General features: G+C 70.2%; 14 protein-coding genes. 10 read left to right on the forward strand and 4 right to left on the reverse strand.

The window, feature by feature from the left end:
* Positions 1 to 236 precede the first annotated feature (236 nt).
* The 6 genes from nirB (at position 237) to AB4Y91_RS10550 (ending at position 7352) form a co-directional block, all read left to right on the forward strand.
* Complete coding sequence (nirB, locus tag AB4Y91_RS10525) at positions 237 to 2960, forward strand: nitrite reductase large subunit NirB (protein WP_441418431.1); 2724 nt, start codon at positions 237 to 239, stop codon at positions 2958 to 2960.
* Between the two features lies 1 nt (position 2961).
* The gene (gene cobA / locus AB4Y91_RS10530; RefSeq protein ID WP_441418432.1) at positions 2962 to 3996 is read left to right on the forward strand and encodes a uroporphyrinogen-III C-methyltransferase; all 1035 of its coding nucleotides are present in this window, start codon (positions 2962 to 2964) and stop codon (positions 3994 to 3996) included.
* 110 nt (positions 3997 to 4106) lie between these two features.
* Positions 4107 to 5195, forward strand: coding sequence for a uroporphyrinogen-III synthase (locus tag AB4Y91_RS10535; protein WP_441418562.1), 1089 nt, complete (start codon positions 4107 to 4109; stop codon positions 5193 to 5195).
* A 148-nt stretch (positions 5196 to 5343) separates the two neighbouring features.
* Positions 5344 to 6219 carry an FAD-dependent oxidoreductase gene (locus AB4Y91_RS10540; protein WP_441418433.1) on the forward strand — a complete coding sequence of 292 codons (876 nt, stop codon included), beginning with the start codon at positions 5344 to 5346 and terminating at the stop codon, positions 6217 to 6219.
* Between the two features lie 115 nt (positions 6220 to 6334).
* Entirely contained in the window at positions 6335 to 7063 is a 729-nt protein-coding gene (deoC, locus tag AB4Y91_RS10545; RefSeq protein WP_441418434.1) for a deoxyribose-phosphate aldolase, read from the forward strand.
* Positions 7064 to 7127: 64 nt separating this feature from the next.
* Positions 7128 to 7352, forward strand: coding sequence for a hypothetical protein (locus tag AB4Y91_RS10550; RefSeq protein ID WP_175322755.1), 225 nt, complete (start codon positions 7128 to 7130; stop codon positions 7350 to 7352).
* Positions 7353 to 7494: 142 nt separating this feature from the next.
* On the opposite strand, the gene AB4Y91_RS10555 is transcribed toward AB4Y91_RS10550, so the two are convergent.
* Together AB4Y91_RS10555 and mfd are read right to left on the reverse strand one after the other, a co-directional pair.
* A complete protein-coding gene (locus AB4Y91_RS10555) occupies positions 7495 to 8322 on the reverse strand; it encodes a metal-dependent hydrolase (protein WP_441418563.1) in 828 nt (275 codons plus the stop codon).
* A gap of 6 nt (positions 8323 to 8328) precedes the next feature.
* Positions 8329 to 11967 (reverse strand): transcription-repair coupling factor, encoded by a 3639-nt coding sequence (gene mfd / locus AB4Y91_RS10560; protein WP_441418435.1) that lies wholly within the window; start codon positions 11965 to 11967, stop codon positions 8329 to 8331.
* Between the two features lie 210 nt (positions 11968 to 12177).
* Here mfd and AB4Y91_RS10565 point away from each other — a divergent pair, with 210 nt between their 5' ends.
* From AB4Y91_RS10565 to AB4Y91_RS10580, 4 genes are all read left to right on the forward strand, one after another.
* A complete protein-coding gene (locus tag AB4Y91_RS10565) occupies positions 12178 to 13701 on the forward strand; it encodes an SDR family oxidoreductase (protein ID WP_441418436.1) in 1524 nt (507 codons plus the stop codon).
* Between the two features lie 48 nt (positions 13702 to 13749).
* Entirely contained in the window at positions 13750 to 14247 is a 498-nt protein-coding gene (locus AB4Y91_RS10570) for a DUF2505 domain-containing protein (RefSeq protein ID WP_441418437.1), read from the forward strand.
* Positions 14248 to 14250: 3 nt separating this feature from the next.
* On the forward strand, positions 14251 to 14472 hold the full coding sequence (locus tag AB4Y91_RS10575) for an SCO4848 family membrane protein (protein ID WP_441418438.1): 222 nt from the start codon (positions 14251 to 14253) through the stop codon (positions 14470 to 14472).
* A gap of 146 nt (positions 14473 to 14618) precedes the next feature.
* On the forward strand, positions 14619 to 15035 hold the full coding sequence (locus tag AB4Y91_RS10580; RefSeq protein ID WP_441418439.1) for a VanZ family protein: 417 nt from the start codon (positions 14619 to 14621) through the stop codon (positions 15033 to 15035).
* A gap of 43 nt (positions 15036 to 15078) precedes the next feature.
* On the opposite strand, the gene sufU is transcribed toward AB4Y91_RS10580, so the two are convergent.
* Together sufU and AB4Y91_RS10590 are read right to left on the reverse strand one after the other, a co-directional pair.
* The gene (sufU, locus tag AB4Y91_RS10585) at positions 15079 to 15549 is read right to left on the reverse strand and encodes a Fe-S cluster assembly sulfur transfer protein SufU (protein WP_441418440.1); all 471 of its coding nucleotides are present in this window, start codon (positions 15547 to 15549) and stop codon (positions 15079 to 15081) included.
* A gap of 12 nt (positions 15550 to 15561) precedes the next feature.
* On the reverse strand, positions 15562 to 16875 hold the full coding sequence (locus AB4Y91_RS10590; protein WP_441418564.1) for a SufS family cysteine desulfurase: 1314 nt from the start codon (positions 16873 to 16875) through the stop codon (positions 15562 to 15564).
* Between the last annotated feature and the right edge of the window lie 340 nt (positions 16876 to 17215).

The raw sequence follows: 17215 nt of genomic DNA on the forward strand, positions 1-17215 counted from the left end.
GGTGTTTCAACGGCGTGCTGCCAATGTGTCCGGCCGGTAAAAGAGACCTCACGCAGCCCGAAACGCAGCCGTGATGCAGAAGTTAAGATCACGAAACAAAAGGGAAACTGAAGCGAAACTGCCGGTCCCTAGGCTGAACGGACCAGCCGATCGATGCCGCTGACAGCACGGGCCGATCGAAGCAGCTGGATCTAACCGTTGCAGAGCACCGCCTGCGGCCCAACGAAAGGCCACCCGTGACCGGACAGACCGCCAGCCCCGAAAACGAACGCTCCCGGACGGAATCCCGGCAGGTCCCCCGACGCGTCGTCGTCGCCGGCGGCGGACCCGCCGCGCACCGCTTCGCCGACGCCATGCACGCCCGCGGCCTCGACGGCTGGCAGGTCACCGTCCTCACCGAGGAAGCGCACCTCCCCTACGACCGCGTCGCGCTCAGCAAGGCGCTCACCGATGCGGACGTGGACCTCACCCTGGGCAGCGCCTCAATGTGGGACCACGACGCCCTCACGCTCAGGACCGGCGAGCGCGTCACCGGCATCGACACCGCCGCGAAAACCGTGGAAACCGCCGCGGGCACCGTCTACCCGTACGACGAACTGGTCGTCGCGACCGGCTCCGACGCCGCCCGCCTGCCCATCCCCGGCGCCGAACTCACCCACGTCTACCGCACCCTCGAGGACGTCCGGGCCATCAACCAGGCGATCGCCGAACTCACCGCCAAGCTGGGCCGGAAGGTCAACGCCGTCACGATCGGCGGCGGCCTGCTCGGCCTCGAATCCGCGGCCGGCACCGAACAGCTCGGCGCCGTGCCGATCGTCATCAACGGCTCCCCCTGGCTGATGAACACCCAGCTGGACGAGGGCGCCGGGCAGGCGCTCGGCCGACTGATCGAGGCCAAGGGCTTCACCGTCCACGGCGGCGTCTTCCCCGCCGAGGTCCTCTCCGACGACGACGGCCAGGTCACCGGCGTGCTGATGGCCGACGGCCGCACCGTGGAGGCCGACATTGTGATCGTCGCAATCGGCGTACGCCCCCGCGACGAACTGTTCCGGGCCGGCGAGGGCGCACAGCAGCAGTTCGAACTCGGCCCGCGCGGCGGCGTCGTGATCTCCGACGGCTGCCAGACCCAGGTGCCCGGCGTCTGGGCGATCGGCGAGGTCGCCAACTTCGGCGGCATGTGCCTGGGCCTGGTGGCCCCCGCCAACACCATGGCGGAGATCGTCGCGGACCGGCTGCACGGCGGGGGCGCGACCTTCCCGGGCTTCGACACCGCCACCAAGCTCAAGCTCTCCGGCGTCGACGTCGCCAGCTTCGGCGACGCCTTCGCCCGCACGGACCGCGCCCTCGAAATCGTCTACGCGGACCCGGCCCGCGGCGTGTACCAGAAGATCGTCACCACCGACGACGCCAAGACCCTGCTGGGCGGCATCTTCGTCGGCGACGCGACCCCGTACACCTCGCTGCGCCCCATGCTCGGCCGCGAACTGGCCGCCGAACCCGGCGCCTACCTCACCGCGGCCGGCGGCGGCGAAGCCTTGGAGGCCTGCCTCCCGGACGACGCCATCCTGTGCTCCTGCAACAACGTGGCCGCCGGAGCCATCCGCGACGCCATCAATGGCTGCGGCGCCTGCGAGGGCAACGCCCCGGTCCAGGACCTCGGCGACCTCAAGGGCTGCACCCGTGCCGGCACCCAGTGCGGCTCCTGCGTGCCGATGCTGAAGAAGCTGCTCGAAGGCGAACTGGCCAAGTCCGGCGTCGCCGTCTCCAAGGCCCTCTGCGAACACTTCGAACTCTCCCGGCAGGAACTCTTCGACGCCATCAAGGTCCTGGAACTGGCCTCCTTCGAGGACATCCTGGCCCGCTACGGCACCGGCACCGGCTGCGACATCTGCAAGCCCACCATCGCCAACATCCTCGCCAGCCAGCACAGCGCCTACGTGCTCGACGCCGGCCGCGGGACCCTGCAGGACACCAACGACCGCGCCCTGGCCAACATGCAAAAGGATGGCAGCTACTCGGTGGTTCCCCGGATCGCGGGCGGCGAGATCACCCCGAAGAAGCTCGGCGTGATCGCCGCCGTCGCCGAGAAGTACGGCCTCTACACCAAGATCACCGGCGGCCAGCGGATCGACATGTTCGGCGCCCGGCTGGAACAGCTCCCGGACATCTGGAAGGAACTCGTGGACGCGGGTTTCGAGTCCGGCCAGGCCTACGGCAAGTCGCTGCGCACCGTGAAGTCCTGCGTCGGGTCCACTTGGTGCCGCTTCGGCGTCCAGGACGCCGTCGCCCTCGCGATCACGCTGGAGCTGCGCTACCGCGGACTGCGCAGCCCGCACAAGCTGAAGATGGGCGTCTCCGGCTGCGCCCGCGAATGCGCCGAGGCCCGCGGCAAGGACGTCGGCGTGATCGCCACGGACAAGGGCTGGAACCTCTACGTGGGCGGCAACGGCGGCTTCCAGCCGGCGCACGCCCAGCTCCTCGCGCAGGACCTGGACGAGGAGACCCTGCTGAAGTACATCGACCGCTACCTGATGTACTACATCCGCACCGCGGACCGGCTGCAGCGCACCGCGCGCTGGCAGGAAGAGCTCGACGGCGGCCTGAAGCACGTCGAGGACGTGGTGGTGCGCGACTCGCTCGGCATCGCCGCGGACCTTGAGGCAGCCATGGCCAAGCACGTGGACACCTACCAGGACGAGTGGGCCGAGACGCTCAAGGACCCTGAACGGCTGCGCCGCTTCCGCTCCTTCGTCAACGCCCCGGACCAAAAGGACGACTCGATCTCCTTCGTCCCGGAGCGCGGCCAGATGCGCCCCGCCACCGCGGAGGAGAAGGCGCAGGCCGGGCAGCAGCCGGTGCTGATCGCCGCCAGCATCCCGGTCCGTCCCGCCGACGCCGACAGCGGCCCCGCAACTGCCGGCCCCGCCGTCTCGTCTGCCCCTACCGAAAGCCAGGCCTAACATGCAGCTCAGCATCGATCTCAGCGGCCGCGAAGTCCTCGTCACCGGCGCGGACACCGCCGCCCGCCAGGCCGTCCGGCGCTACCAGGCGGCCGGGGCCGTGGTGTCCCGGCTCAGCCGCCCGGACGGCGGAGCGCACGACGGCGCGCTGCCGGAGCGTCCCTTCCTGGTCGCCGCGGTCGACGACGGCCAGCCGGGCTGGGCGGCCCTGCTGGAGCGCTGCCACGAGACCGGCATCCCGGTCGCGGCAGAGCCCGCCGCCGGCCCCGCCGGCCATGTCACCCTGGTGGGCGGCGGACCCGGGACCACTGAATTGCTGACCGTGGCGGCCGTCCAGGCGCTGCGGGGCGCCGACGTCGTGTTCTATGACCGGCTCGCCCCCTACCAGGAACTGCCCGCACTGACGACGGCGGAGCTCGTGGATGTGGGCAAGCGGCCCGGCCACCACCCCGTCAGCCAGTCCGGTATTGAGGAGCTCATGGTCGACGCAGCCCTGGCCGGGAAGAACGTGGTCCGGCTCAAGGGCGGGGACCCGTACGTCTTCGGCCGGGGCGGCGAGGAAGTGGCCGCCTGCGTGAAGGCGGGCGTGCCCGTGCGGGTGGTCTCCGGGGTCACCAGCGCCATCTCCGTCCCCGCCGCGGCCGGGATCCCGGTCACGCACCGCGAGGTCAGCCACATGTTCACCGTGGTTTCCGGCCACGCCCCGCTGACCGAGAAGGAACACACGCACTTGGCCGGGCTGGGCGGCACCATCGTGGTGCTGATGGGCATTGGCACCCTGCACCAGCTGGCCGCGGGACTGCGGCGCGCCGGGATGCGCGCGGACATGCCGATGGCCGTCGTCGAACGCGGCTACCGCCCGGGCCAGCGGACCACCATCGCCGAACTGGGCAGCATTACGACGGCGGCCGCGGACTGCAGCAACCCCGCCGTGCTGGTGATCGGCGAGGTGGTGAGGGTGGCCGAGGCCAACCGCGGCTGTGCCGAAGCCGAAGCCGAACTGGACCGCCTCGCCGCGTCCCTGATGGGAGCGTGAGCGCCGTGAGCGCGCTGGAGGCCATTGCCGCCGCCGGCCCGGGAGCGCAGGCCGCCGGAGCACCCTCGCCCGGGGCAACCGCCACAGAGGAAGCGCCGGAGAAGGCTGAGCTGCCGCTGGAGGGCTTCAGGATCGGGGTCACCTCGCACCGCCGTTCCCAGGACCTGATCGAGGCCCTGGAACGGCGCGGCGCGGAGGTGCTGCACGCCCCGGCGCTGAAGATCGCCCCGGTCCAGGAAGACCTGCGGCTGATCGAGGATACCCGCGCCATCATCGAGGCCCGGCCGGAGCTCTGCATCGCCACCACCGCCTACGGCATGCGCCGCTGGTGCGAGGCGGCGGACACCTTCGGCATCGGCGAACAGCTGCTGGAAACCCTCGGCGCCACCCGGATGTTCGTCCGCGGCCCCAAGGCCCGCGGCGCCGTCCGCGCGGCCGGCCTGGCCGACGTCGGGATCAGCAGCGACGAGACCACCTCCACCCTGGTGGACATGCTGCTGGCCGAGGGGGTGCGGGGCAAGACCGTCGCCGTGCAGCTGCACGGCTACACCGATGTCCGGCAGCTGGAGCGGCTGCGGATGTCCGGCGCCAACGTCATGACCGTCACTCCGTACCGCTGGGTCAAGCCCGACGGCGCGGACCGGCTGCCGAAACTGATCGAGGCGGCGTGCGGCGGCAACCTGGACGTGCTGACCTTCACAAGCGCCCCCGCCGTCGATGCGCTGTGGAGCACGGCGCACGAGATGGGCCTCTACAAACAGCTTGTGGAGAGCCTGAAGACCACGGTGGCCACCGCCGTCGTCGGACCCATCACCGCCCAGCCGCTGCTCGACGCCGGGGTGCAGCCGCTGATCCCGGAACGGTTTCGGATGGGCGCCCTGATCCGGCTGGTCGTGGAACACCTGGCCCTGAACCATGTACGGCGGCTGGATACCGCCTCGGGCGCGGTGGAGCTGCGCGGCAGGTCGCTGCGGATCGACGGCGAGGCCGTGGAGCTGGCCCCGGCGCCGCTCTTGTTGCTGCGGGCGCTGCTGGGTGCCGGTGGGGCCGTGCTGTCCCGCGACGCGCTCTCCGAACTGCTGGAGCTGCGCGGATCGGTCCACGCCCTGGACATGACCGTCAGCAGGCTCCGCTCCGCGCTGCCGGACGGCAGCCTGGTGGAGACGGTGGTCAAGCGCGGCTACCGGATCCGGGTGTGACCCACGGCATTACCAGCTGGTAACAACTGGCGAACGAAGCGCGAAAATACTGCAACACCGCGGAAACCTCCACGAAAAGCCGGCCCCCTACGCTGGGGAACATCAAGAACACGGGCCACATCCGGCCCACCAGCGAAAGGGCCAGCACATGTCCGTTACGGAAGCCTCCGCCATCTCCACCGTGTCCGCCACCGCCCAGACCCGGCCGCGGATCGTCGTCGCCGGGGCCGGCCCGGCCGCCCAGGCGCTGGTCCGCCAGCTCACGCGCACCCCTTTCGCCGGCGGCATCACCGTGCTCAGCAACCGCGACGATGCCCCGGAGGAGCTGCTGGAACTCGCCGCCCTGCCCCAGGTCTCGGTCCGCTTCGGGCAGCCTGCCAGCTTCATCGACGCGACGGAGCGGCGGGTCACCACCGCGGACGGCCTCGAGTTCAGCTACGACCAGCTGGTAATCGCCACCGGTTCGACGCCGGCCCTCGCGCCGATCGAGGGTGCGGGCCGCTGCCTCAGCTACTCCACGATTGATGACGCCACCCGCCTGGGCGACGCCGTCAAGGACGTCACCCGGGTCCTGGGCCGCAGGCCGCTGGGCATCCTGGTGGGCACCGGCACCGCCGCGGGCCAGGCCGAGGCGGTGCTCCGGGCGCGCGGCGTCCGGCCCGTCCGCACCACGCTGCGCCCGTCCGCCGTCGTCCCCACCCTCGCCGGCTCCGCGCTGCCCGCCGCCGGGATCGTGTTCGACGACGGCTCCAGCATGAGCGGGGACCTCGTAGTCCTCGCCGAAGAGCGCGTTTCCCGCGACAGCCTCGCCCGCACCGCCGGCCTGGCCACCGCGCCGCAGGGCGGCATCGTGGTGGGCACGGACTACCGCACCTCCGTGCCGGGGATCTGGGCCATCGGCGACGCGGCGGCGTACGACGGCGTACGGCTGGGCCTGCTGGTCGCCGCCGGTTCCGCCGCCGGCGTCTGCGCCGCGGCGCTGCTTCAGGCGTCCCTCTCAGAGCCCCTCGCGCAGGCGGCGTAGGCCCGACGCCGGCCGGGTGGCGTTATGGCAAGATGGTGCACTGAGAAGCCACGACACACGCCGTGTCAGCACGCCGGACCGGGCATGAACCAGGTCCGCCAGGAAAGGGACCATCATGAGCAACGAAGCCAACACGGCCACCGACGCCGCCGGCACCGACAACCAGGGCGCTGCGGGCAACATTGCCTCGTACATCGACCACACCCTGCTCAAGCCGGAGGCCAGTGAGGCCGAGGTCCTGAAGGTCTGCGCCGAGGCGGCCGAGTACCACTTCAAGTCCGTCTGCGTGAACCCCATCTGGGTCAAGACCGTCAAGACCGCGCTCAGGGGTTCCGGCGTGCTGAGCTGCTCCGTGATCGGCTTCCCGCTGGGCGCCACCCCCAGCGACGTCAAGGCCTTCGAAGCCCGCGGCGCGGTGCTCGACGGCGCCGACGAGATCGACATGGTGATCAACATCGCCGCGGCACGGGCAAACGACAAAGGCGCCCTGGTGGATGACATCCGCGCCGTCGCCGAGGCCGTCCACTCCGGCGGCGCCATCCTGAAGGTCATCATCGAGACCGCACTGCTCGACGACGCCCAGAAGGTCCTCGCCTGCGAGGCCGCCGTCGAGGCCGGCGCGGACTTCGTGAAGACCTCCACCGGATTCAACGGCGGCGGAGCCACGGCCGAGGACGTCGCCCTGATGCGCCGCACCGTGGGTCCGGGGCTCGGTGTCAAGGCCTCGGGCGGCGTGCGTTCGCTCGCCGACGCGCAGGCTATGATTGCTGCAGGTGCAACACGTATTGGCGCCAGCTCCGGCATCGCGATCGTCAAGGGCGAACAGGGTTCGTCCGCGTACTGACCGTGCACCGGTCACAGCCGCTGCCGCCACAGTTTTTGAGCCCCGCGGGGCCGAGGAGGAACGAATGTCCAGCAACACCACCAAGACCCAGCGCGGCGAAAACAGCCTGGCATCCAGCGTCGTGCTGTTTGTCCTGATGATGGCCCTGTTCTTCGGCGCCCTGTATTCGCTGTCCTTCCTCAGCCTGGGCAACCCCTGGCCGATGGCCGCCTGCCTCATCCTGTTCGCCCTGGCGTTCTGGATCCCGCAGACCATCACGGGCCGCTCCGACTCCGCAGGCGAGAGCTAACCACGTTTCGAACTGAAGCCCCGGTTTTCCGGGGCTTCAGTTGTTTAAGCGGCCGGTCCGGACAAGCGCGGCGGATGCGGGCTAAGGCACCCGGGATCCGGGCCGCGCACGTCCGGAACCGCAGCGGAAAAGCGCGGCGGCCCTAGCCGCCGACGACGGCCAGCAGGCGGCTGACCAGCGCGGTCCCCAGCGCGAGGGCGGCCGGGAAGTGCCCCTTGGCCAGGGCAAGCACGGCGGAGAACATCCCGACCATGGCGTACGCGCTGACCGGGATCAGCACGAACCATTCGCGCCGCGAGCCGGCCCGGCCCAGCAGCGGGATGGAAAATGCCCCGTTGGCCTTCCAGACGTCCTTGACCAGCGGCAGCCTGCGCAGGAACTTCGGCGGCTTGACCACCAGCGGCCAGAGCAGCGGCACTCCCCCGGTGGTGATCATGTCGCCCACGATGTGCACCAGGACGCCGGTGAGCATCGACACCGGCAGCCAGGACCACTGGTGCGGCGCGAACCAGGTCACCAGGCCCGCCATGGTCAGGGCGAAGATCCAGTTGCTGATCCAGCCGTACTTGGGAAACAGCTTCAGCGCCTTTGCGGCAATGTTGATCATGAACATGCACAGCAGCCCTGCGCCCACGGAGAGCAGCCCCCAGTCCGTCTGCAGCTGGGCCTGCCCGGCCATGGCCGCGAGCAGCACGAAGAACGCGGCGCCGAGGACCGAGTGGGTGCCCTGGCGGTGGCCGCCGGAGGCATTCTCGATCCCCACGGCGATCATGTTCGAGAGCGGCGGCAGGGCATGCGCCACCGTGCTGGAGCGGTGGTCCCAGTCGCAGACCAGCGCAGTCCCGGCCGTTGCCATCCCGCCGATCACGATGCCGGTTGCATCCAGCGGATACCAGCCCAGCGCGTAGGGCCCGGTCGAGGCAATAGCCACCCACGCCGCGGCCCCGGACGCGGCGTGGTGTCCTCCCATCACGGTTTAGCCCACCGAGAGCGGGACGTCGGAGAAGATCGCCTCGATCACGCCGTTGGCCCAGGCCAGGATCTCGGCATCCTGCAAGTCGCGGCCGCCGATCCGGGCCGTCTTGGGCTTGGGGATCAGCACCGCGTCCAAAGCCGGTTTCGCCTGCGAGCCGGGGTACATCCGGGCCAGCCGCATCAGCTTGGACTCCGGCAGCTGGGCCGGCGAGAACTTGATGAAGTTGCCCTGCAGGGCGACGTCAGTGAGGCCGGCCTCGCGCGCCCCGACCCGGAAACGGGCCACCGCGATGAGGTTCTTCGCCGGCAGCGGCAGCTCCCCGTAGCGGTCCACGAGCTCGGCCTCGACCTCCTCGATCGCCTCATTGCTCAGTGCCGCGGCCAGCTTCCGGTAGGCCTCGAGGCGCAACCGCTCACCGGGTACGTAGTCGTGCGGCAGGTGCGCGTTGACCGGCAGCTCGATCTTCATCTCCGCGGCCTTCTCCTCGGCCTCGCCCCGGTAGTCCGCCACGGCCTCGCCGACCAGCCGGATGTAGAGGTCGAAGCCGACGCCCTGGATGTGGCCGGACTGCTCGCCGCCGAGCAGGTTGCCGGCGCCGCGGATCTCGAGGTCCTTCATGGCCAGCTGCATGCCGGCGCCGAGTTCGTTGTGCGTCGCTACGGCCTTGAGCCGTTCCAGCGCCACCTCGCCCAGCGGCTTTTCGGAGGGGTAGAGGAAGTAGGCGTAGGCCCGTTCCCGGCCGCGGCCCACGCGCCCGCGCAGCTGGTGCAGCTGGGAGAGCCCGTACTTGTCCGCGCCGTCGACAATCAGGGTGTTGGCGTTGGAGATGTCCAGCCCGGTCTCGATGATGGTGGTGCAGACCAGGACGTCGAAGCGCTTCTCCCAGAAGTCCACGATGATCTGTTCCAGCCGGCTTTCGGACATCTTGCCGTGCGCCACCTCGACGCGGGCTTCCGGGACCAGTTCGCGGATCTTTGCGGCCGTGCGTTCGATCGTGGAAACCCGGTTATGCACGAAGAAGACCTGTCCTTCGCGCATCAGCTCGCGGCGGATCGCGGCCGACGTCTGCTTGTCCGTGTAAGGGCCGACGTAGGTGAGCACGGGGTGCCGCTCCTCCGGCGGGGTCGCCAGCGTGGACGTTTCGCGGATGCCGGTCAGCGACATCTCCAGGGTGCGCGGGATGGGGGTGGCGCTCATGGCCAGGACGTCCACGTTGGTGCGCATCTTCTTCAGCGCTTCCTTGTGTTCGACGCCGAAGCGCTGCTCCTCGTCCACGATCACGAGCCCCAGGTCCTTGAACGCGAAGTCCTTGGACAGCAGCCGGTGCGTGCCAATCACGACGTCCACCGAGCCGTTCTTCACTCCCTCGGCCGTTTCCTTGGCCTCCTTGGCGCCCTGGAAGCGGGACAGCGGCTTGACCCGCAGCGGGAAGCCGGAGAAGCGCTCGGTGAAGGTCTCGTAGTGCTGCTGCGCCAGCAGCGTGGTGGGCACCAGCACGGCCACCTGCTTGCCGTCCTGGACTGCCTTGAACGCCGCCCGGACGGCAATCTCGGTCTTGCCGTAGCCGACGTCGCCGGAGACCAGGCGGTCCATCGGGATCTCCCGTTCCATGTCCGCCTTGACCTCGTTGATGGTGGTCAGCTGATCCGGGGTCTCCACGTAGGGGAAGGCCTCCTCGAGTTCGCGCTGCCACGGGGTGTCGGGGCCGAAGGCGTGGCCGCGGGAGGCCATCCGGGCCGAGTACAGCCGGATCAGTTCGCCGGCGATCTCCTTGACGGCCTTGCGCGCCTTGGACTTGGTGCTGGCCCAGTCCGAGCCGCCCATCTTGCTCAGCACCGGGGTGTCGCCGCCGACGTAGCGGGTGACCTGGTCCAGCTGGTCGGTGGGGACGAAGAGCCGGTCACCCGGGGCACCGCGCTTGGAAGGCGCGTATTCGAGCACCAGGTATTCGCGCACGCCGTCTCCCCCGCCCGCGACCTTGCGCTGGATCAGCTCCACGAACCGGCCGATGCCGTGCTGTTCGTGCACCACGAAGTCGCCGGCCAGCAGTTGCAGCGGGTCCACGGCGTTGCGCCGCTTGGACGGCATCCGGCGCATGTCCTTGGTGGACCCGGCGGAGGTGCGGCCCAGCAGGTCGGCCTCGGTCAGCAGGGCCACCTTGAGCCGGTCAAGGACGAAACCGCGGCCGACGGCGGCGGTGGTCACCTCGATCAGGCCGGGCTGCGGGTCGGCGTCGAGGGTTTCCACCCGGGCGCACGGGATGTCGTTGTCGTGGAACAGTTCGGCGAGGCGCTGCGCCGGGCCGGGGCCCTCGGTGGCGACGACGATCCGCCACTGGTCCCGCACGTGCGAACCGATGAAGTCCATCATCTCGGCCACGTCGCCCTGGTAGCCGCGGGGTTCGCGGGCGTGCAGGTTCAGCACGTCGATCTCCGGCAGCAGTTCCTCGTCGCTGGCGAGCGAGGTGATGGACCACCAGGAGACTCCGTGCGCGAGGGCTGTGCTGCGGGTCTCGCCCAGCGAGCGGAAGCTCGCCGAGTGCAGGGCCTCCGAGGCCGCGGAGCTCAAATCCAGCGGGGCGGTCCCGCCGTCGGAGGCCGTGGACCAGGCTGCCTCGAGGAACTCCTCGTTGGTGGCGGCGAGGTCGTGGGCGCGGGTGCGGACCTTTTCGGGTTCAATCACCACCGAGATGGAGCCCTCCGGGAACTGGTCCAGGAAGGGCACCATGGAATCGACCAGCACCGGGGCCAGGGATTCCATTCCCTCGACGGCGATGCCGCCGGCGATCTTTTCCAGCATGTCCGCCGCGGCCGGCAGCTGGGACTTCAGCGTCGCGGCCCGGGACATCACCGAGGGCGTGATCAGGATTTCGCGGCAGGGCGGGGCGTGCAGTTCGGTGGGGTGGTGCACGCCCGGCGCGGTTAGCGAGCGCTGGTCGGCGACGGCGAACCAGCGCATCTGCTCGACCTCGTCGCCGAAGAATTCCACCCGGATCGGGTGGTCCTCGGTGGGCGGGAAAACGTCCAGCATGCCGCCGCGGACCGCGAATTCACCGCGCCGGGTGACCATGTCCACCCGGGCGTAGGCGGCGTCGGCGAGGTTCTTCACGACGTCGCCGAACGGGACCTCCTGGCCGAGCTTGAGGGTCACCGGGACCAGCTCGCCGAGCCCGGCCACGATCGGCTGCACCACGGCCCGGACCGGGGCGACGACGACGCGCAGGGCGCCCCCGGCCTCGGGGTGCGCGAGGCGGCGGAGCACGGAGAGCCGGCGGCCGACGGTGTCCGAGCGTGGCGAGAGCCGCTCGTGCGGCAGGGTCTCCCAGCTGGGGAATTCCGCGACCGTGCCGGCCGGCAGGAAGGCGCCCAGCGCGGCGGCAAGGTCTTCGGCCTCGCGGCCGGTGGCGGTGACGGCCAGCACCACCGGGGCGGCGGCGCCGTCGGCAGCCCCGCCGTCGGACGCGAGGCCGTCGGCCATCTCCGCGAGCAGCGCAGCGCGCAGCCCGGCGGGGGCGCTGATCTGGTAGTCCTCGCTGCGGGCCGTGAACGGCCGGGACGCTTCGGCCTGCACCCGGGCAAAGGACGTGTCCTCGGCGAGGACACGCCGCAGACCGGTGAGAGAAGGGCCGTTGAGGCTCATGGCGGGAACTCCTGGGGTGATCACGGGCATGCAGGCAACACGAATACCCGAAATTCGCAAGAATCCCGGGTACTTCCAGCCTACCGCGACCCGGAGGCGGGCCGGCACCCGGGACTAAGCTGGCAGGACGGGGATCCGGCCGTCCAGGCTGCAGTCCAGCGCGGCCGGCGCTCCGAATGGCTTATATCCGCAATGATGAAGGAGCCACCCATGAACGGCACCCCCAACGCCACGAACCCGAAGACCGTGCTCGTGACCGGCGCCACCGGTTACATCGGCGGCCGGCTGGTCCCCCGGCTGCTTGAGGCCGGCCACCGGGTGAAGGTCCTGGTCCGCACCCCGGCCAAAATCGCCGGCGTCCCCTGGCTGGACCAGGTCGAGGTGGTCCAGAGCAGCCTCGACGACGGCGCGGCGCTGCAGGAGGCGCTGGCCGGCGTCGACGTGCTCTACTACCTGGTCCACTCGATGGCCGGCGGCGCCGGGTTCGAGGCGAAGGAAAAGGCGATGGCCGAGACGGCGGCGCAGGCGGCCGCGGGGGCCGGCGTGGACCGGATCGTCTACCTCGGCGGGCTGCACCCCTCCGGCGCCGAGCTCTCCACCCACATGCGCTCCCGCGAGGCCGTGGGCAAGGTCTTCCTCGACGGCCCGGTGGACGCGGTCGTGTTCCAGGCCGGCGTGGTGATCGGCTCCGGCTCGGCCTCCTTCGAAATGATCCGGCACCTGTCCGAGACCCTGCCGGTGATGCCCGCCCCCAGCTGGGTACGGAACAAGATCGAGGCCATCGCGGTGCGGGACGTTCTGTACTTCCTTGTCGGTGCGGCGTCGCTGGAGGGCAAGATCAACCGCACCTTCGACATCGGCTCACGGCAGGTGCTCAGCTACGCCGGGATGATGCAGGAGTACGCGGCGGAGGCCGGACTCCCGCACCGGGTGGTGCTTGCCCTTCCCATCCCCGCGCCCAAGCTCGCGGGCATGTGGGTCGCGCTGACCACGCCGATCCCGCTGTCCATGTCGCTGCCCCTGGTGGAGTCGCTGCAGCACGACGCCGTCTCCCGGGAGCATGACATCGACTCCTACATCCCGCTGCCGGAGGGCGGCCTCACTCCCTACCGGCGGGCCGTCGCCCTGGCGCTGGGCAAGGAACGGGACGGCCAGGTGGAGACCACCTGGGCCAGCGCCGGAGCCGACGCCGATCCGCTGCCGAGCGATCCGGAGTGGGCCGGCCACCGCGTCTACCTCGACGAGCGCAGCTACTCCAGTGCGGTGGACCCGAAACACGTCTGGACCATCATCGAAGGCATCGGCGGCCGCAACGGCTGGTATTCGCTGCCGCTGGCCTGGAGCGTACGCGGATGGCTGGACAAGCTCACCGGCGGCGCGGGCCTGGCGCGCGGCCGGAGGCACCCGCACCTGCTGGCCGAAGGCGAGGTGGTGGACTGGTGGCGGGTCGAGCGGATCGACCGCGGCCGGCTGCTCCGGCTGCGGGCCGAGATGCGGGCACCCGGCCGGGCCTGGCTGGAACTTTCGGTCGAACCCGAGGGCACCGGCAGCCGCTACCGGCAACGGGCCATCTTCTTCCCGAAGGGCCTCAGCGGCAAGCTCTACTGGCTCGCGGTCCTGCCGTTCCACAGCCTCATTTTCCCCGCGATGTCGCGGAATATCGCGGCAGCGGCGCAGCGCCTCGCAGAGACGGAGCCAGCCGCCGAATCGGAACCGGCGGGGCCCACCGCGTAGGATGTTGGGAGCCCGAAACGTCCAGCCCCACCCCATGGAGGACCCCCAATGGCCCTGAGTGCATCCACCACCCTTCCGCACAGCGTTGAGAGCGTCACGGCAGTTTTCGTCAACGAGGACTTCCTGCGCCACACCAGCGAACTCGTCGGCGGAACCCTTGAATCGTTTACCGTCGACGGCGACCCCTCCGGCGCCTTCAACACCACGACGGTCCGCACCATCCCCACGACCCGGATGCCGGACCTGGCCCGTAAGTTCGTCGGTGAGAGCCTGAAGGTGACGCAGCTGGAGAGCTGGGGCGCCCCGGAGGCCGACGGTTCGCGGCAGAGCAACATCTCGCTGAAGGTCGCCGGCGCCCCGCTGGACGTCAACGCCGTGCAGCGCCTCGTGGCCGACGGCGGCAGCACCCGGATCGAGCTGGAGGGAACGGTCACCTCGTCCGTGCCGCTGCTGGGCGGGAAGATCGCCGACGCGGCCGAGCCGATGGTCGGCAAGGCCCTCAACATCCAGTCCACGCAGGCCCAGGCCTGGCTCGAAAGCCACTAGGCGATGGAGCTGCCCGGTGCCCTGGCCGCCGTCCTGATCGTGGCCGGCGTCTGGTCCCTGGCCGTCTGGCCCCAGTTCCTGCGCCGGGTCATGAAGGACCCGCGGGCGCGCGACGCCGGCGGCAAGGCCACCCGCTTCCTCACCGTCCACGTCGTGCTGGTCAGCATTTCGATGCTGCTCGGCGCGGCGACGGCGGCGATCGGGATCACGGGCCTGCTGAACTGACCGGCTCTCCCCCGGCCAACTGGCTCGCAGTTGTTGACGTTATGACTCTTCAAAACGACAACAACTGCGAGCCAGTTGGGTTAACCCCGCTGCGGCGGCGGGGCTAGACTCAGGAAAATGCCTGTCCACTGCCGAAGGGGGATGCCTTGCGGCCCCAGCGCGTGGCCACGTGGGGACTCATCGCCTACGTCGCGGTGCTGGCTGCCGTCGCCCTGTGGCCGCAGCCGGTGGACCGCCCGGTCGCCGGGCTGCTGCGCGCGGCGTTGAGGTGGCTGCACGGCCGAGGCATTCCCGGCTGGGTCGACTACGGCTTTGTGGAGTCCGCCGCCAATGTGCTGCTCTTCGTTCCGCTGGGCGCCCTCGTGGCCTTGATCATCGGCCGTGGCTACTGGTGGGTCGGCGCGGCCGCCGGGCTCCTGATCTCGTGCGCCATCGAACTTGCACAGTTGCTCTTCCTGCCCGGACGCTATCCCACGATGGCCGATGTCCTGGCCAACACCCTGGGGGCCGTCCTCGGCGCCCTGCTCACATTGCTGGTCCGGCGGCGCCGCTGGGCCCCTTGAGGCCCCTGCGGTCCTGGCCGCTTGGGTCCTAAGAGGTACGGACCTAGGAGGTACGGTTCTGGGCCGCGACCGCCTGGCCGAGGGCGTCCTCGGCAGCGACCCAGGAGAGCATCGCGCACTTGACCCGAGCGGCGTAGCGGGACACACCTTCAAAGGCCGCCGCGTCGCCCAGGATCTCCGGGTCGGCGGGCACCTTGCCGCGGGAGCGCAGCACCTCGCGGAAGCTGTCGATCACGCTGCGCAGCTCGTCCGGATCCAGTCCCTCGGCGAGGTCGGTCAGCACGGAGGCCGACGCCATCGAGATCGAACAGCCCTCGCCGTCCCAGCGCAGCTCGCTGACCTTTCCGCCTGCCACCGACACCCGCAGCGTGATTTCGTCGCCGCAGACCGGGTTGAGCTGGTGCGACTGGCCGCTGCTGGCCCCTTCGGGCACTCCGGCACCGGCCAGGCCGCTGCCGTGGCGTGCTTTGGAGTGCTCCAGGATGATCTGTTGGTACAGCTGGTCAAGACTCATGCAGTGCCGTCCTCAGGCTTGAAAGTATCCGCGGACCCCGGCGACGGCGTCGAGGAACGCGTCGACGTCGTCCGTGGTGTTGTACAGGTAGGTGCTGGCCCTCGTGCTCGCGGTGAGTCCGAGCCGGCGGTGCAGCGGCTGGGCGCAGTGGTGGCCCACGCGGACGGCGATCCCGCGGCTGTCCAGGAACTGCCCGACGTCGTGCGCGTGCACTCCGGCGACGTCGAACGCGGCCAGGCCGATCCGTTCCTCCCCCGCCGCCGGGCCCAGCACGCGGATCCCGGGGATGGCCGCGAGGCCTGCCACGAGCCGCTGGCCCAGTTCCGTTTCCCAGGCGTGGATCCGGGCCAGGCCGGTTTCGCTGAGGTAGTTGGCGGCGGCGGCGAGCGCCACGGCCTGGGAGATCTTCTGGGTGCCGGCCTCGAAGCGCTGCGGGCTGGGCAGGAAACCGGCGCGCTCCATCGTGACAGTGGTGATCATGGAGCCGCCGGTCAGGAAGGGAGGCATGGCATTGAGCAGTTCCGAGCGCCCGTAGAGTCCGCCGATTCCGGTGGGGCCGAGCATCTTGTGCCCCGAGAAAACGGCGAAGTCCACGTCCAGGGCCTTGACGTCGAGGGGCAGGTGCGGGGCGGACTGGCAGGCGTCCAGCACGACGAGGGCACCGACGGCGCGGGCCAGCGGGACCAGCGTGGACACCGGGTTGATGGTCCCCAGGACGTTGGAGGCGTGAGTGAAGGCCAGCACGCGGGTGCGGCCGCCGATCAGGCGCGCGGCGGCGTCGAGGTCCAGGGCGCCGGCATCGTCGACCGGGATGAACTTCAGTACGGCGCCGGTCCGGTCCGCCAGCTGCTGCCAGGGAATCAGGTTGGCGTGGTGCTCCATCTCGGTGACCACGATCTCGTCGCCGGCGGCCAGCGCGAAGCGGGCAGCTTCCGCCGGGGCGCCGGGCAGGGAGGCGTTCAGGAAGGAGTAGCTGAGCAGGTTCAGGCCCTCGGTGGCGTTGGACGTCCAGATCAGTTCGTCCGGGTCCGCGCCGATGAAGCCCGCCACGGTCTCCCGGGCGTCCTCGAAGGCCTCGGTGGCCTCCACCGCGAGGTAGTGCGCGCCGCGGTGCACCGCGGAGTTCCGCTGTTCGTAGAACTCCTGCTCCGCTTCCAGCACGCTGAGCGGATTCTGTGACGTGGCACCGGAATCCAGGTAGACGAGCGGGTGCCCGTTGACGGACCGGTGCAGGATCGGGAAGTCGTTGCGGATCCGCAGGACCTCCTCGTTGCCCAGCGCCGTGGCTGAGCGGAGGAGATGGGCTGGTGTGGCAACCATGGGCAGTAACTCCTGGATCGGCTTTCGCTGGGCGTAGCGGGGGCGCCCGGCCGGGCTGGTCCTATTACGTCACGCAGATTAGACCTAATTATCCCACGTTCCGGCGGCGCCCGGTTTCGGCCCGGCCGTTGTGTCGGGCCAAGCGGGCCACAGGGACATCCGTACCGCTGGCGGCTCGCCGGATTGTGCTCCGCGGTGAAGCCGGCACATGTCCCGAAACGGTTCCGGAACGTCAAATGCCCCGCCGGGTGCCGTGGCACCCTGGCGGGGCTTTGATCCGAACCGTTGCCTCGCCTACTGGGGCGGGCGCAGTGTCCGTTGCCGCGTCTACGGCAGTTCCCCCGAC

Origin of the sequence: Arthrobacter sp. YAF16, from assembly GCF_052113385.1 — a bacterium.
Classification (GTDB): domain Bacteria; phylum Actinomycetota; class Actinomycetes; order Actinomycetales; family Micrococcaceae; genus Arthrobacter.

Coding starts and splice junctions, on each gene's coding strand:
- cobA (WP_441418432.1), top strand. CDS start 2,962: ATGCAGCTCAGCATCGATCTCAGCGGCCGCGAAGTCCTCGTCACCGGC.
- AB4Y91_RS10575 (WP_441418438.1), top strand. CDS start 14,251: ATGGAGCTGCCCGGTGCCCTGGCCGCCGTCCTGATCGTGGCCGGCGTC.
- AB4Y91_RS10555 (WP_441418563.1), bottom strand. CDS start 8,322: ATGGGAGGACACCACGCCGCGTCCGGGGCCGCGGCGTGGGTGGCTATT.
- AB4Y91_RS10565 (WP_441418436.1), top strand. CDS start 12,178: ATGAACGGCACCCCCAACGCCACGAACCCGAAGACCGTGCTCGTGACC.
- AB4Y91_RS10570 (WP_441418437.1), top strand. CDS start 13,750: ATGGCCCTGAGTGCATCCACCACCCTTCCGCACAGCGTTGAGAGCGTC.
- AB4Y91_RS10550 (WP_175322755.1), top strand. CDS start 7,128: ATGTCCAGCAACACCACCAAGACCCAGCGCGGCGAAAACAGCCTGGCA.
- sufU (WP_441418440.1), bottom strand. CDS start 15,549: ATGAGTCTTGACCAGCTGTACCAACAGATCATCCTGGAGCACTCCAAA.
- deoC (WP_441418434.1), top strand. CDS start 6,335: ATGAGCAACGAAGCCAACACGGCCACCGACGCCGCCGGCACCGACAAC.
- AB4Y91_RS10540 (WP_441418433.1), top strand. CDS start 5,344: ATGTCCGTTACGGAAGCCTCCGCCATCTCCACCGTGTCCGCCACCGCC.
- mfd (WP_441418435.1), bottom strand. CDS start 11,967: ATGAGCCTCAACGGCCCTTCTCTCACCGGTCTGCGGCGTGTCCTCGCC.